The 14,533-nt window shown below is 73.0% G+C and carries 13 protein-coding genes and 2 tRNA genes; 8 read left to right on the top strand and 7 right to left on the bottom strand.

The annotated features are described in order from the left end of the window. Positions 1-24: 24 nt before the first annotated feature. The 3 genes from ACFZBD_RS24645 (at position 25) to ACFZBD_RS24635 (ending at position 2,266) form a co-directional block, all read left to right on the top strand. The gene (locus ACFZBD_RS24645; RefSeq protein ID WP_391143131.1) at positions 25-804 is read left to right on the top strand and encodes an HAD-IIA family hydrolase; all 780 of its coding nucleotides are present in this window, start codon (positions 25-27) and stop codon (positions 802-804) included. 82 nt (positions 805-886) lie between these two features. After that, a complete protein-coding gene (locus ACFZBD_RS24640) occupies positions 887-1,585 on the top strand; it encodes a hypothetical protein (RefSeq protein ID WP_391143127.1) in 699 nt (232 codons plus the stop codon). Positions 1,586-1,594: 9 nt separating this feature from the next. Beyond that, positions 1,595-2,266 (top strand): class F sortase, encoded by a 672-nt coding sequence (locus ACFZBD_RS24635; protein ID WP_391143124.1) that lies wholly within the window; start codon positions 1,595-1,597, stop codon positions 2,264-2,266. Positions 2,267-2,335: 69 nt separating this feature from the next. Here ACFZBD_RS24635 and ACFZBD_RS24630 read toward each other — a convergent pair. After that, positions 2,336-2,409: transfer RNA gene (locus tag ACFZBD_RS24630), tRNA-Lys, on the bottom strand. 183 nt (positions 2,410-2,592) lie between these two features. Between ACFZBD_RS24630 and ACFZBD_RS24625 the strand changes: the two genes are divergently transcribed. From ACFZBD_RS24625 to ACFZBD_RS24610, 4 genes are all read left to right on the top strand, one after another. After that, positions 2,593-4,083, top strand: a complete 1,491-nt coding sequence (locus ACFZBD_RS24625) for a peptidoglycan-binding protein (RefSeq protein ID WP_391143122.1) — start codon at positions 2,593-2,595, stop codon at positions 4,081-4,083. A 24-nt stretch (positions 4,084-4,107) separates the two neighbouring features. Then, on the top strand, positions 4,108-6,387 hold the full coding sequence (locus ACFZBD_RS24620) for an SPFH domain-containing protein (protein ID WP_391143120.1): 2,280 nt from the start codon (positions 4,108-4,110) through the stop codon (positions 6,385-6,387). Positions 6,388-6,541: 154 nt separating this feature from the next. Continuing rightward, complete coding sequence (locus tag ACFZBD_RS24615; protein ID WP_365715303.1) at positions 6,542-7,132, top strand: lytic polysaccharide monooxygenase; 591 nt, start codon at positions 6,542-6,544, stop codon at positions 7,130-7,132. A gap of 25 nt (positions 7,133-7,157) precedes the next feature. Next, positions 7,158-9,002: an AMP-binding protein gene (locus tag ACFZBD_RS24610; RefSeq protein WP_391143116.1), complete on the top strand. Its 1,845-nt coding sequence runs from the start codon at positions 7,158-7,160 to the stop codon at positions 9,000-9,002. Positions 9,003-9,060: 58 nt separating this feature from the next. On the opposite strand, the gene ACFZBD_RS24605 is transcribed toward ACFZBD_RS24610, so the two are convergent. The 6 genes from ACFZBD_RS24605 to ehuB all read right to left on the bottom strand — a co-directional run bounded on the left by ACFZBD_RS24605 (position 9,061) and on the right by ehuB (position 13,125). Then, positions 9,061-9,134 (bottom strand) — tRNA-Lys (locus ACFZBD_RS24605). Positions 9,135-9,266: 132 nt separating this feature from the next. Next, complete coding sequence (locus ACFZBD_RS24600; RefSeq protein ID WP_391143114.1) at positions 9,267-10,025, bottom strand: IclR family transcriptional regulator C-terminal domain-containing protein; 759 nt, start codon at positions 10,023-10,025, stop codon at positions 9,267-9,269. A 167-nt stretch (positions 10,026-10,192) separates the two neighbouring features. Beyond that, entirely contained in the window at positions 10,193-10,945 is a 753-nt protein-coding gene (gene ehuA / locus ACFZBD_RS24595; RefSeq protein ID WP_391143111.1) for an ectoine/hydroxyectoine ABC transporter ATP-binding protein EhuA, read from the bottom strand. After that, positions 10,935-11,585, bottom strand: a complete 651-nt coding sequence (gene ehuD / locus ACFZBD_RS24590; protein WP_391143110.1) for an ectoine/hydroxyectoine ABC transporter permease subunit EhuD — start codon at positions 11,583-11,585, stop codon at positions 10,935-10,937. Before ehuD ends, ehuA begins: the two co-directional genes overlap by 11 nt. Continuing rightward, complete coding sequence (gene ehuC / locus ACFZBD_RS24585) at positions 11,582-12,241, bottom strand: ectoine/hydroxyectoine ABC transporter permease subunit EhuC (protein ID WP_391143108.1); 660 nt, start codon at positions 12,239-12,241, stop codon at positions 11,582-11,584. The genes ehuD and ehuC overlap by 4 nt, the downstream gene beginning before the upstream one ends. Then, positions 12,238-13,125, bottom strand: a complete 888-nt coding sequence (gene ehuB, locus ACFZBD_RS24580) for an ectoine/hydroxyectoine ABC transporter substrate-binding protein EhuB (protein WP_391143106.1) — start codon at positions 13,123-13,125, stop codon at positions 12,238-12,240. The genes ehuC and ehuB overlap by 4 nt, the downstream gene beginning before the upstream one ends. Positions 13,126-13,232: 107 nt before the next feature. Here ehuB and ACFZBD_RS24575 point away from each other — a divergent pair, with 107 nt between their 5' ends. After that, the gene (locus ACFZBD_RS24575) at positions 13,233-14,309 is read left to right on the top strand and encodes an MsnO8 family LLM class oxidoreductase (protein ID WP_391143104.1); all 1,077 of its coding nucleotides are present in this window, start codon (positions 13,233-13,235) and stop codon (positions 14,307-14,309) included. Positions 14,310-14,533 lie beyond the last annotated feature (224 nt).

Below are 14,533 nucleotides of genomic sequence, written 5' to 3'. Positions count from 1 at the left end.
TTTGTACGGCAGGAGTCCCCGCACATGGCAGAGCGCAAGCCGATCGAATCCTGGCTGACCGACATGGACGGCGTCCTCATCCACGAGGGCGTTCCGATCCCCGGCGCGGACGCCTTCATCAAGAAGCTGCGGGAGACCGGGAAGCCCTTCCTGGTCCTCACCAACAACTCGATCTACACCGCCCGCGACCTCCACGCCCGGCTCGCCCGCATGGGCCTGGACGTGCCCGTGGAGAACATCTGGACCTCCGCGCTGGCCACCGCCCGCTTCCTCGACGACCAGCGCCCCGGCGGCACGGCGTACGTCATCGGCGAGGCCGGGCTCACCACGGCGCTGCACGACATCGGCTACGTCCTCACCGACCACGACCCGGACTACGTGGTCCTCGGCGAGACCCGGACGTACTCCTTCGAGGCCATGACGAAGGCGGTCCGGCTGATCAACGCGGGCGCCCGGTTCATCTGCACCAACCCCGACGAGACCGGCCCCTCCCTGGAGGGCCCGCTCCCGGCCACCGGCTCCGTCGCCGCCCTCATCACCAAGGCCACCGGCAAGGACCCGTACTTCGCGGGCAAGCCCAACCCGCTGATGATGCGCACCGGCCTCAACGCCATCGGCGCCCACTCCGAGTCCAGCGCCATGATCGGCGACCGGATGGACACCGACATCCTGGCCGGCCTGGAGGCGGGCATGCAGACCTTCCTCGTGCTCACCGGGCTGACGACGCAGGCCGAGGTGGACCGCTACCCCTTCCGCCCGTCGAAGATCGTCGACTCGATCGCGGACATCGTCGACCGCGTCTGACCGACGGGGGCCGTCCCCTGGTCGCGCCCCTGCGGATGCGCGAAGACGGGAACGGGGTGACCCTGCATCTCAGGAGGTCACGATGCGTTCTGGTCCCATTGCCCTGTGTGCCGCCGGGGCGGCGGCCGTCTTCGTCCTGGTGCCCACGGCCGGCAGCGCGTACGCGCACGACGGGGTGAGGGTCACGATCACCCCGTCCACCGCCCGGCCGGGCGCCGCCGTCGGCATCCGCGTCCACGGCTGCCACGGCCGGACCGGCACCGCCGCGTCCCAGGCGTTCGTCGCCGAGGCGCGCCTGGCCGGCTGGGACGGGGGCATCTCGCCGCTCCTCGGCGGCGCCACGCTCCGGGCCGGGCTCCAGGGCGGGACGTACCGGGTGAGCGTGACCTGCGACGGTCACCACCACCGGGACGCCGGGACGCTCCACGTCCGGCGGCAGAGCGAGCCCCCGCACAAGCCGAGCCCTCGGCCCACGCACGAGCCGACCCATCGGCCCCCGCACGAGCCGTCGCACCGCCCCACCCACGAGCCGGTGTACGAGTCCGACCACCGGCCGACGCATCACGCGACGCCGGTCGCCCCGGTCCGCGCCGGCGGCGGCGGCGCCGCCGTGGCCTTCGCCGCGCCGGTCGCGCCGAGCGTCGCGCAGACCGCGTCGGAGAGCGGCCTCGGCACCCCCTACACCCTGGTCGGCCTGATCATGGCCGCGGTCGCCGCCGTGGCCGTCGCCTTCCGCAGCGCCCGCCGCGGCCGCGAGGACGCGGCCGGGCGCGCGGACTGAGGCACCCGCGTGTCCCGCGCGCCCCGCCCGGCCGGCACCGGGCGGGTGCTGACCGGCGCCGGCTGGGCGGTGCTGCTCCTCGCCCTCTGCCTCTGGGACGGCGGCGGCGGGGAAGGGCCGGGCGACGACCCGGCGCCGGCCCACGGCGACATCGCCGCGATCGGCCGTACGCTCGACGCCCCCCTGCCTCCCGCGCACGGCCCACTGCCGTCCGCGACGCCCCGCCGGCTCGACGTTCCCTCCCTGGGCGTCACCGCTCCGGTGGTACCCCGCGGCCTGGACCGTACGGGCGCGGTCGACCCCCCGCCGTACGAGTCGGCCGGGTCCGTCGGCTGGTTCGAGGGCGGTACGCGGCCGGGGGCGCGGGGGCCGGCGCTCTTCGTCGGCCATGTCGACACCGCGTCCCGGCCGGCCGTCTTCTACGGGCTGAGCTCCGCCCGCCCCGGCGCGAAGGTCCGGGTGGCGCGGTCGGACGGCTCGGTCGCCGAGTTCACCGTCGACGACGTGCGGGTCGTCCCCCGGGACGGCTTCGACCCCCACCAGGTCTACGGCCCGCGGGTGCCCGGCCGGGCCGAGCTGCGGCTGATCACCTGCGGCGGCACCTTCGACCCCACGGTCGGGACGTACACGGCGAACGTCGTCGTCTCCGCCTACCTCACGGGCGCGACGCCTCCGCCCTGAGCCGGCGCGGTCCACGCCCGGGAACGACCGAGGCCCCCTCACCGATGGTGAGGGGGCCTCGACTCTGCGTGCGCCGCCAGGGACTCGAACCCCGGACCCGCTGATTAAGAGTCAGCTGCTCTAACCAACTGAGCTAGCGGCGCCTGCTGACCTGCACAACTTTACCCGATCCCCGCGCGTGCTCCCGACCATTTCCGACCGATCACCGGCCTGTCGGATCGTCTTTTTTACCTTCGATCCGTCAAAATGCGATATGTCCAGACAGTTGAGACACTGACGCCCGTATCGCAGGCCAAAAGATCTTGACGAGTGTGGAGGGGATGCGCATGAGCGTGCCGGTCTTCGTGGAGTACGAGCCCGCGGCCGACTGCGGCTGCCCGGGCTGCGCCCAACGGCGGCGCGATGTCGCCCTCGGCCTGCCCGTGCGGGCGGGCGGCCATCCCGCCGCGCACGGAGCGCGCCGGGCGCTGGTCCTGGTGACGGCGGCGGGAGCGGTCCTGGGCGGCGGGGGACCGACTGCCCTGGCCGGGCCGGCCGACCCCGCGGGCCCGGCGGAGACGAGGGCCGAGCGGGCCGGAGCCGCGGAAACGACGGTGGTCTCCGACACCGCAGGGGCGGAGGATTCGGGAGAGGTGAGGGAGGCGGCCGAGGTGGTCGCCTCCCCGCGCGTCGGGGGCGCGGACACCTCGGGCCCCGCCCCCGACACCCCGCAGGGCGGGACCGGCCCGCTGCACGGAACCCCCCGCCCCGGAGCCCACGGCCCCGCCTCGCAGCCGTCCCCCGTCTCGACTCCGACGACCAGTCAGATCACCACCGAGTCCCTGCGGAAGACGACCCGCGCCGAGATCATCAACCGAGCCAAGCGGTGGGTGAACGCGCAGGTGCCGTACTCGTTGGAGAGGTACTGGTCGGACGGCTACCGCCAGGACTGCTCGGGCTACATCTCCATGGCGTGGAACCTGCGCGCCAACGAGTGGACCGGCAGCCTCGACCGTTTCGCCGAGCGGATCGACCGCACCGAGCTGCAGCCGGGCGACATCCTGCTCTTCCACAACCCGGCCGATCCGAACAAGGGCTCGCACGTCACGATCTTCGGCGGCTGGACGGACTACACCCACACGTCGTACGTCGCCTACGAGCAGACCAAGCCGCGCACCCGTCAGCAGGCGACACCCCTGGCGTACTGGACCCACTCCGACCGCTATGTCGCCTACCGCTACAAGGCGGTGGTGAGCGCAGGCGCGGTGACGGGCGGCACCCCCGCGGGCGGCGGACCGGGTGCGGCGGCGACGCCGTACCCCGGTGACGCGATGTTCGGCCCCGGTGCCCGCAACGCCTACGTCACCCAGCTAGGGCGACTGCTCGTGGGGCGGGGCGCCACGACGTACTACCGCACGGGCCCGGGGCCGAACTGGAGCGACGCGGACCGCCGGGCGACCCAGGCGTTCCAGCGGGCGCAGGGCTGGAAGGGCGCGGAGGCGAACGGCCTGCCGGGCCCCCACACCTGGCGGCTGCTGGTGACCGGCAAGGGCAGGAACATCGGCGGTTCGAGTGGTTCGGGCGGATCGAGCGCAGATGCGCCGGGGTTCCCCGGGCGTGGCTCCTTCCGTCCGGGCCAATCCAACGCATATGTGGAGAAGCTGGGCAAACAGTTGGTGAAGCGGGGCTACGGCAAGCACTACGTGTCGGGTCCCGGTCCGCGCTGGTCGGAGGCGGACCGTCGCAATGTCGAGGCGTTCCAGCGGGCACAGGGATGGCGCGGCGGCGCGGCCGACGGTTACCCGGGCCCGGAGACCTGGCGGCGCCTGTTCCGATGAACCCGAGAGCATGAGGTGGACCGAATGACCCGATCGACCCCGAACCCGCTGGGCCCGGCGCCCGACGGCGGCGCGGCGGCCTCGCGCGACGCGGCCCGCACGGCGAGACGCCTGACGGACGAGCTCCGCGCGTGGCGGCCGAAGCGGTCCGCGCCGGCTCCCGAGCCGGAGGCCGCTCCCGCCGGCCTGGACGGCGACCTGGCCACGACGACCCCGGTCGCGTCACCGGGTTCGCGGAGCGACGAGCCCACCCCGAAGGCCGACCTGCCGGGCCCGGTGAACGTCTCGGGCCCGACGGACCCGGTCGGCCTGCTGCCCCCCGAGGCCCCGGCCCCCGACCGCGCTCCCGAGGACTCGCCCCCGGACCCCGCTCCGGCGGACCCGGCGGGCTCCGGCGAGACGGCCGGCGACGGTTCTACGGCTCCGGACACGGCCACGCCCGCCGACGCGGACGCCGTGCGCGAGGCCGCCGCGCCCAGCGTGCCCACGCCGACGGACGAGGCGCCCGCGGCGACGGCGGACACCTCACCGGCCGCTGACGAGGGCACGAAGACGGCGGTTGCGGAGGCCCCGGCCGGTGCGGGTCGGGTGGCCGGCCCGGGTCCCGCGCACGCGAAGCCTCGCTCCGAAGCGGGTGCGGAGACCGCCGCTCCGGAGACCCTTGCCGGTGCGGGGCAGGCGACCAGGCCGGGTCCCGCGCACGCGAAGCCTCCCGCCGACGCGGGCGGAGCGGACGCCGCGGAGCCGGCGGCTTCCCACGCCCCGGAGCCCGTACCGGGGGACACCCCCGCGAGCGGCGGTGCCACGGACTCGACCATCCCCGCCGACCCGGAGCCCCGAGAGGGTACGGCCCCGACGGGCGTCGTGGACCCCGTGCATCCGACCTTCCCCGCCGGGCCCCACGCGCGGATCAGCACCACTCTCGCCGGAACCGGCACCCCGACCGGCAGCGGCCCCGGAACCCCGACGACCGGCCCCCGTCCCCCCAAGGGCGCCGCCCCGTCCGGTGGCGGGCGGCGGACCGCCGACTTCCGGCGGATCGCCGCCGCCGGGGTCCGTACGATCACCGTGCCCGTCGTCGCCGAGGTCACCTCCGTGCGGGCCAGGCAGGCCCCGCCGCGCTCGCTGCCGCGGCGCAAGACGGTGATCGGGAACGAGACGACCGGGTCGATCCCGGTGCACCTCCTCTTCCGCGACGAGCCCGAGCGCCCCGCGGGCGACGCGCCCCGCGGGGACGACGACGGCGGTCCGGCCACCGTCGCCCTCGCCGCCGCCGTGGCCCTCGCGCCCGCCACCCCGCGGACGGCCGGCGCCGCCCCGGCGTCCCCCACGCCGTCCACCAGGCCGGCCCTCCCCAAGCACGCCCGCCCGGAGCCCGCCCGCCCCGCCCCCACCGCCGACCCCCAGCTCGTCGAGCGTCCGGGCAGGGCGTTCCCCGGGTGGCTCGGCATCCTCGGCGGTCTGCTGGCGCTCGCCGGCTGCGCGGCCGTGGTGTGGTGGACCGGCGCGGTGCCCGGGGCGGTCGACCGGATGCTCCGGCTGTCCCCGCGCCCGTACCACGGCATCCACCTCGGACAGTGGGGGCTGCTCGCCCTCGGCGTCCTGGCCGCCCTCTTCTCCTTCGGCGGTCTCGGCCGCGGCCGCGTCGGCTACGCCTGGGTCCTGACCCTCTTCGGCGACTACCGCGGCAGCGTCCGCCGTACCGGCCTCGTCTGGATCAGCCCGCTCCTGCTGCGCCGCCGGGTCGACGTCCGCCTCCGCCACTGGCGCAGCGAGCCGCTGCCCGCCGTGGACGCCAAGGGCACCGCGCTCGATGTGGTGGTGCTCGTGGTCTGGCGCATCCGGGACACCGTCCGCGCCGCCCTGGGGGTCGAGGGCCACGAGGAGTACCTGCGCGAGCAGGTCGAGGCGGCCATGGCGCGGGTCCTGTCCCAGCTCCCCGCCGACGCGTTCCACGAGGACGCCCCCACCCTGCGGGACGCGGAGGCGGTCGGCGAGGCCCTGACCCGGATGCTCTCCGCGGAGTGCGCGCCGGTCGGGATCGACGTGTTCTCGGCGCAGCCGACCCGGATCGAGTACGCCCCCGAGCTGGCCGCCGCGATGCGGCGCCGCCGGATCGCCGCGATCGACGCCAAGCACCGGGACAGCGTGCTGACCGCCGTCGTGGACGCGGTGGACGACGTGGTCCACCGGCTGACCACGCGTGGTCTGGTGGAGCTGGACGACTACGACCGCAAGGCGCTGGTCAAGGACCTGACGGTGGCGTTCTACACCGGCCGGTCGGGCCCGGGAGAGGGCGCGTGACGGGTCTGGACAGAGGCAAGTTCCGTCCATACCTTGGTACTTGGTCTAGACCGGAATAGGTACTACCGCGGAAGTCCCGCGGCGGTGCCGCACGACTGCCGCACGCGTGCAGCACGGCTCATCGAACTCCCCCACGTTCATCAGGAGCGACAGCATGCGCAAAAAGATAGGCGTGGCGGCGGTGGCGCTCGGCGTCGCCGGCGCCTCCCTCTTCGCCACCAGCAGCGCCAGCAGCCATGGCTACACCGACTCTCCGATCAGCAGGCAGAAGCTCTGCGCCAACGGCACCGTGACCAACTGCGGCTCCATCCAGTGGGAGCCGCAGTCGGTCGAGGGCCCCAAGGGCTTCCCCTCCGCCGGCCCCGCCGACGGAAAACTCTGCTCGGCCGGCATCTCGCACTTCTCCCAGCTGGACGACCCGCGCGGCGGCAACTGGCCCGCCACCCAGGTCACGGCGGGCCAGAGCTACAGCTTCCGCTGGCAGTTCACCGCCCGCCACCGCACCACCGATTTCCGGTACTACATCACCAAGAACGGCTGGGACCGGACCAAGCCGCTCACCAGGGCCGCTCTCGACTCGCAGCCCTTCCTGACCGTCCCGTACAACAGCCAGCAGCCGCCGGCCACGCTCTCGCACTCCGGGACGATCCCGGCGGGCAAGACCGGCAAGCACCTGATCCTGGCGGTGTGGACGGTCGCCGACACGGCGAACGCCTTCTACGCCTGTTCGGATGTTCAGTTCTGACGGTTCGTCAGTTATGGTCCGGCCCATGAGGGGTGCGGACACCGTCGCGGAGCTCGTACGGCGCCAATGGGGCGACCACCGGATCGGACTGAGGGACGAGCACCACGCTCTCACCCACCACCAGGTCGCCGCGGGCGCCGCCGCGCGGGCCGCGCTGCTCGTGGACCTGCTGCCTCGGGGTGCCGAGCCGCACCTCGGGGTCCTGCTCGACAACTCACCGGAGTACCCGCTCTGGCTGAGCGCGGCGGCCCTCGCGGGGGCCGCCGTCGCCGGGATCAACCCCACCCGGCGCGGGGCCGAACTGGCCCGGGACATCCGGCACACCGAGTGCCGGATCCTGGTCACCCGGCGTGCGTACCTTCCCCTGCTCGACGGCGTCCCGCTGCCGGGCGTACGGCTGCTGGTGACCGACACCGACGCGTACCGCGCGCTCCTCGCGCCGTTCGAGGGCGCGAAGCCGGGCGAGGCGGTGGTCCGCCCGGTCACGCCGGACAGCCGGATGCTGCTCTACTTCACCTCCGGCTCGACCGGCGCGCCGAAGGCGGCGATCTGCACCCAGCGGCGCCTGGCGGCCGCGGGCGGTTCGCTCGCCGCGCACTTCGCCGTGCGGCCCGACGACGTCCACTACGTCTGCATGCCGATGTTCCACGGCAACGCGGTGATCGCCGACTGGGCCCCCGCGCTGGCGGCCGGGGCGGGGGTGGCGCTGCGGGCCCGTTTCTCGGCCTCCCGTTTCCTGCCCGACGTACGGGAGTTCGGCGCCACGTACTTCACCTATGTCGGCCGGGCGATCCAGTACCTCCTGGCCACCCCGGCGGGGCCGGACGACCGGGCGCACGGGCTGCGCCTCGGCTTCGGTACGGAGGCGGGCACGGTGGACGCCGCCCGCTTCGAGGCGCGGTTCGGCGCCCGGCTCGTGGAGGGGTACGGCTCCTCGGAGGGCGGCGCGGCGATCCAGCGGACCCCGGACACGCCGGCGGGGGCGATCGGGCGGGCCGCGCCGGGGGACGACCTGGCGGTGGTGGACCCGGCGACCGGCGCGGAGTGCGCGCGGGCCGTGCTCTCGCCCTCGGGTGGCCTGCTCAACGCCGAGGCGGCGATCGGCGAACTGGTCAACCGTGGGCGGAGCCCCTTCGAGGGCTACTGGCGCAACCCCGAGGCGGACGCGGCCCGGCGCCGGGGCGGCTGGTACTGGACCGGGGACCTCTTCTACCGGGACGCGCGGGGCTTCCTCTACTTCGCCGGGCGTACGGACGACCGGCTGCGGGTGGACAGCGAGAACCTGGCGGCGGCGGTGATCGAGGGGATCCTCTCCCGCTGGGATCAGGCGGCCGGGGTCGCGGTCTACGCGATACCCGACCCGGTCGCGGGCGACCAGGTCATGGCGGCGATCGCCTTGCGCGCCTCGGCGCCGGGCCCCGGCCCCGAGCCCGAGCCGGCCCCCAGGACCGGCCCCGACATCGGCGGCGCGCCCCCGCCCGTCTCCGCTTCCGGCCCCGACATCGGCGGCGCGCCCCCGCCCGCCTCCGCCCCCGGCCCCGACATCGGCGGCGCGCCCCCGCCCGCCTCCGCCCCCGGCCCCGCCTCCCGTGCCCGCTTCGACCCGGCCGGCTTCGAGGCCTTTCTCGCCGCCCAGACCGATCTCGGGACGAAGATGCCGCCGCGCTTCGTCCGGGTCGTGGACGAGCTGCCCCTCACGGCCACCAACAAGATCCACCGCGTGGCCCTGCGCCGGGAGGGCTTCCTCTGCGAGGACCCCGTCTGGTGGCGCCCCGCCCCCGGGGCGCCGTACGAGCGGCTGACCCCCGCCGCCGTCTCGGAACTCCGTGCCCGCCATGCCGCCCACGGCCGCCCGCTCCCGCCGCCCTGAGGGGCGCATCGGGCACACGAAGAAGCCCCCCGCTTCCGCGAGGGGCTTCTTCCGTCTGTGCGCCGCCAGGGACTCGAACCCCGGACCCGCTGATTAAGAGTCAGCTGCTCTAACCAACTGAGCTAGCGGCGCCTGCTGACAGAGAAAATACTACCCGGTCCCCAGGGGTGCTCCGGACCACCCCACGCGTCGCCACGCCGGGCGGCTCCCTCACCCCCGTGGCCCGGGCCCGCAGGCCGGGGGTCGATGGTTTCCGGACACGTTCTAGATCGCCAGCGAGAGGACCACGGGCGCGGCTCTGCGGTTCAGGGTGTCCGCGGCGGAGCGCAGCCGGTGGGCGTGCTCGATCGGCAGGGAGAGCGCGAGGCAGCCCACGGAGGCGCCGGCCGTCAGCGGCACCGCCGCGCAGACCGTGCCCACGGCGTACTCCTGCAGGTCGAGCACGGGGACGGTCGGCGGCTGGCTGTCGAGCTTGGAGAAGAGCACCTTTTCGTTGGTGATCGTCCGGGAGGTGAGCCGGGCGATCTTGTGGCGGGAGAGGTGGTCCCGGCGGCCGTTCTGGTCGAGCTGGGTGAGCAGGCACTTGCCGACGGCGCTGGCGTGCGCGGCCGAGCGGAAGTCGACCCACTCGTTGACCTTGGGCGTCCGCGGGCCGTCGGCGAACTGGGTGATCTTCACCTCGCCGTCGATGTACCGGGAGATGTAGACCGCGGCTCCGACGGAGTCGCGCAGTTCGGTCAGGGTCTCCTGGAGCTTGCCCTCCAGGGCCTCGCGGCGGGTCATGCCGGAGCCCAGGAGGACGAGCGAGTCGCCGATGACGTACGCGCCGTCGGCGACCTGCTCGACGTACCCCTCGCGGCGCAGCATGAGCAGCAGGGACGCCAGATGGGCGACGGGCAGACCGGTCTCACGCGCGATCTGGACGTCCGTCACCCCGCCACCGTGCCGCGAGACCGTCTCGAGGACGCGCAGGGCGTATTGCACCGAGTGGAACGGCGCGGTGGGCTCGGGCTTCAGCGCCACGGTTTCCCCCTACCAGGTTGTGACCGCAAGCTTCCGTACCACGATAGCCGTCAAGAGCCGTTTCCGGGGCGGCTGTTGGCGAGTTTGATGCGGTGCCCCGGGTGGCTGCACTGGGGCTCACCCCCCTGGCATATGCCAGGGTCACACCTGCCCGACAGAGGCTCAGGTCAGAGCACCGCGCCGAGGAACTCGCGCGTGCGTTCGTGCTCCGGATCCGAGAAGATTTTTTCCGGGGAACCGGACTCGATCACCTTTCCGCCGTCGAACATCAGCACCTGGTCGGAGATGTCCCGGGCGAAGTTCATCTCGTGCGTCACGCAGATCATCGTGATGTCCGTCGTCCGCGCGATGTCCCGCAGCAGGTCGAGCACGCCGGCCACCAGCTCCGGGTCGAGCGCCGAGGTGACCTCGTCGAGCAGCAGCACCTGCGGCTCCATCGCCAGGGCCCGCGCGATCGCGACCCGCTGCTGCTGTCCGCCGGAGAGCTGTGCGGGTCTGGCCTCGCACTTGTCGCCGAGTCCGACCATGTCGAGCAGTTCGCGGCCGCGCGCCTCGGCCTCCTCCCGGCTCTTGCCGAGGGCCCGGACCGGGGCCTCGGTGATATTGCGCAACACGGACATATGGGGGAAGAGGTTGAAGTGCTGGAAGACCATGCCGATCTTCTTGCGGACCTCTCGCCGGTGCTTCTCGTCGGCCGGGTACAGCTTTCCGCCGTTGACCCGGATGGTCCCCGCGTCGGGCTTCTCCAAGGTCATCAGGAGCCGCAGGATGGTCGTCTTTCCGGAACCGGAAGGTCCGATCAGGGTGACGTGCTCGCCGGGCCGGACCGAGAAGCAGAGATCGTCGAGGACGGTGTTGTCCCCGAACCGCTTGGTGACGTTCTCGAAGCGGATCAGGTCATGGTCGGTTTCAGTGGGCAAGGCGGCGCTCCAGGGTGCGGACGAGCAGGGAAGCGGGGTACGCGATCAGGACGAACGCCACACCGACCACGGTGAGCGGCTCGGTGTACTGGAAGGTGGCGGCGCTCTCCAGCCGGGACTGCTGGAGGAGTTCCAGCACGCTGATCCCGGCCAGGAGCGGGGTGTCCTTCAGCATCGCGATGACGTAGTTGCCGAGCGCGGGCGCGATCCGGCGCAGCGCCTGCGGCAGGATCACCGTCGTCCAGGTGCGGTGGCGGGGCAGGCTGAGCGCCGTGGCCGCCTCCCACTGGCCGGCCGGGACCGCGTCGATGCCGGCGCGGTACACCTGCGCGGTGTACGTCGAGTAGTGCAGCCCGATCGCGAGCGTGCCGGTGGTCAGGGCGGAGAACTGCACCCCCCACTCCGGCAGGACGAAGAAGAGGAAGAAGAGCTGCACGAGCAGCGGGGTGGTGCGCACGAACTCGGTGACGGCGTGCACCGGCCACCGGACGAACCGGCTGGGGGCCCGGAAGCCGAGCGCCCACACCAGACCGAGGGTGAACGAGAGCAGCGAGCCGAGGACGAGCACCTGGAGGGTGACGAGCAGCCCGTCCCAGAAGCGCGGCATGAAGTCCGCCACCGCGGACCAGTCCCAGTTCACTTGGCCACCACCCCCAGGTTCGCCTTGGTGCGTCGCTCCAGGGCCTTCATGGAGCGGGTGATCACCAGCGCGATCACGAAGTACACGAGGAGGGTGACGGTGTAGATCCCGCCGCTCTCCTGGGTCGCGAGCCGCACCAGGTACGCGGCGAACGACACGTCGCCGACGCCGAGCAGCGAGACCAGCGCGGTGCCCTTGAGCAGCTCGACGAGGAGGTTGCAGAAGGGCGGGATCATCTCGGGCACGGCCTGCGGGAGCAGGACCAGCCGCAGCCGCTGCCAGGGCGTGAGGCTGAGCGCGATGCCCGCCTCCCGCTGCGCCCGGGGTACGGCGTTCAGGCCGCCGCGCACGATCTCGGCGCCGTAGGCCCCGTAGGAGAGGCCGAGCGCGAGGATCGCCGCCCACATCGGGACGAGCTGCCAGCCGATCAGCGGCGGCAGCACGAAGAAGAGCCAGAACATCAGGATCAGCGCGGAGGTGCCGCGGAAGACCTCGGTGTAGAGCCCGGCGAGGAAGCGCACCGTACGGGCGCGGTGGGTGCGGGCCGTGCCGACGGTGAAGGCGACCAGCGCGGCGAGCGCGGCGGAGGCGATCAGGAGCTGGAGGGTGATCCAGATGCCGGGCAGGACCCAGTTCTGCCAGAGTCCCGCGGTCATCGGCACAGCTCCTCGGCGGTGAGGGTGGTCATCTCGGACTCGGTGAAGCCGAAGCGCCGCAGGATCCGGAAGAGTTCGCCGCTCTTCTTCATCTTGTGCAGCTCGACGTTGAAGGCGTCCCGCAGGGAGGTGTCGGTGGGCCGGAAGGCGAAGCCGCCGCCGTCGATCTTCCGCTTGCCGTCGACGACGGCGGCGAAGGGTTCGGTGGCCTCGGCCTTGGCCGATTTACGCACCACGGAACGGGCGGTGAGGGCGGTCCCCGCGAACACGTCGACCCGGCCGGACTCGACCGCGTTCAACCCGGCGACCTGGTCCTGGAGGATCACGATGTCCTTCTCGGGGTAACCGGCGGCGACGGCGTACGCGATCTCGGCGTAGCCGCTGCCGGTGGCGAAGCGCGCCTTCCGGCGCACCACGTCCTCGTAGGACCGCAGGCCCTTCGGGTTGCCCTTGCGGACGATGAAGGAGTCGAGCATCTGGTACTCGGGGTCGGCGAACAGGACCTGGGCGCAGCGCTCCTTGTTGATGTACATCCCGGCGGAGACGACGTCGAACTGCTGGGAGTTGAGGCCGGGGATGAGCGAGGCGAAGTCGGTCGCCACCGGCTGGACGTTCGCGATGCCGAGGCGCCGGAAGATCACCCGGGCCAGCTCGGGGGCCTCGCCGGTGAACGCGCCCTGCTCGTCGACGTAGCCGTAGGGCACCTCGCCGGCGATGCCGAGGCGGACGGTGCGCTGGGATCTGAGCCGGTCGAGGGTGTCGCCGGAGGCGACCCGCGCGCACCCGGTCGCGCCGAGCGCCGTAGCGGCGCCCGCGGCGGTGCCGACGAGGAGGGTACGGCGTTTGAGGCGTTCTGTCCTGCTGGATAGACCTATTCGAGCCATGGCGGCGCGGCTACCCGAACCCGAACATGTCAATCCTGCGGAATAAGCGGAGACACCCTCCTGTTCTGGTCCTCCGTACACACGTCTTTGCGGAAGGGTCGTCAACGGTGAGCGACGCGATTCGGGGCACGGCACACGGGGACTCGCCCGTACCGCTGTCCGTACTGGACCTGGTGACCGTCGGCAGCGGCCGGACGGCGACGCAGGCCCTGGCCACCAGCGTCGAGATCGGCAGGCTCGCCGAGCGGCGCGGCTACCACCGGCACTGGGTCGCGGAGCACCACTCGATGCCCGGGGTCGCCTCCTCCTCGCCGGCCGTGATCCTGGCCCATCTCGCCGCGCACACCCGCCGCATCCGGCTGGGCTCGGGCGGGGTGATGCTGCCCAACCACGCCCCGCTGGTGATCGCCGAGCAGTTCGGCACGCTGGAGGCCCTCGCCCCGGGCCGGATCGACCTCGGCCTCGGACGCGCGCCCGGTACGGACGGGGCCACGGCCGCCGCCCTGCGCCGGACGGACCGGCCGAACGAAGGCGCCGACGACTTCCCGCAGCAGCTCGTCGAGCTGACCCGTTTCCTGGACGACGACTTCCCGGACGGGCACCCGTACGCCCGGATCCATGCCGTGCCCGGTCCGGTGCAGGGGCCGAAGGGGCGCCCGCCGATCTGGCTGCTCGGCTCCTCCGGCTTCAGCGCGCGGCTCGCCGGCATGCTCGGCCTGCCGTTCGCCTTCGCCCACCACTTCTCCGCGCAGAACACCCTCCCGGCGCTCGACCTCTACCGGGACTCCTTCCGTCCCTCGGAGGTGCTCGACGCGCCGTACGCGCTCATCGGCGTGGCCGCGCTCGCGCACGACGACGCGAAGGAGGCCCGCCGCCAGGTCCTCACCGGAGCGCTGTCGATGCTGCGGCTGCGCACGGGCCGGCCCGGCCTGATCCCGACGCCGGAGGAGGCGGAGGCGTACCCCTTCGGCGCGGCGGAGGAGGAGTTCGTGAACGGCTGGCTGGCGAACGTCGTGTTCGGCACGGCGGACGAGGTCCGGACGGGCCTGGACGACCTGCGCAAGCGGACCGGCGCCGACGAGCTGATGATCACGGCCAACGCCCACGGCGGGGAGGCGCGGCTGCGGAGCTACGAGTTGATCGCGGACGCGTACGGCCTGCCGGAACTCGGCGAAAGGCCCTAGGAAAGCGGCGGGTTGGTTCAGTCCGCAACGATCGGCCCCGCCTCCCCTAAGTGAACCTTAAACCGCTCGTCACCTGTGGTGGCGGGCGGTTCCTTTGTGTGCTGCACCTCTCTGACGAGGTCTTTCTCCTGCCAATTGGTCTAGTCCGCAATCTGGTTCAGACCATTGACGTGCCGTTCGCCCAGGGGCTATCACTTCACCAACTCCCGTCTCGCGTCACCCCT

It is taken from the genome of Streptomyces sp. NPDC008121, assembly GCF_042957155.1.
Classification (GTDB): Bacteria; Actinomycetota; Actinomycetes; order Streptomycetales; family Streptomycetaceae; genus Streptomyces.
Note: the sequence above shows the minus strand (reverse complement) of the source record. Positions and strands in the feature narration are given on the sequence as shown.

Coding starts and splice junctions, on each gene's coding strand:
- ACFZBD_RS24645 (WP_391143131.1), top strand. CDS start 25: ATGGCAGAGCGCAAGCCGATCGAATCCTGGCTGACCGACATGGACGGC.
- ACFZBD_RS24640 (WP_391143127.1), top strand. CDS start 887: ATGCGTTCTGGTCCCATTGCCCTGTGTGCCGCCGGGGCGGCGGCCGTC.
- ACFZBD_RS24625 (WP_391143122.1), top strand. CDS start 2,593: ATGAGCGTGCCGGTCTTCGTGGAGTACGAGCCCGCGGCCGACTGCGGC.
- ACFZBD_RS24620 (WP_391143120.1), top strand. CDS start 4,108: ATGACCCGATCGACCCCGAACCCGCTGGGCCCGGCGCCCGACGGCGGC.
- ACFZBD_RS24615 (WP_365715303.1), top strand. CDS start 6,542: ATGCGCAAAAAGATAGGCGTGGCGGCGGTGGCGCTCGGCGTCGCCGGC.
- ACFZBD_RS24610 (WP_391143116.1), top strand. CDS start 7,158: ATGAGGGGTGCGGACACCGTCGCGGAGCTCGTACGGCGCCAATGGGGC.
- ehuC (WP_391143108.1), bottom strand. CDS start 12,241: ATGACCGCGGGACTCTGGCAGAACTGGGTCCTGCCCGGCATCTGGATC.
- ehuB (WP_391143106.1), bottom strand. CDS start 13,125: ATGGCTCGAATAGGTCTATCCAGCAGGACAGAACGCCTCAAACGCCGT.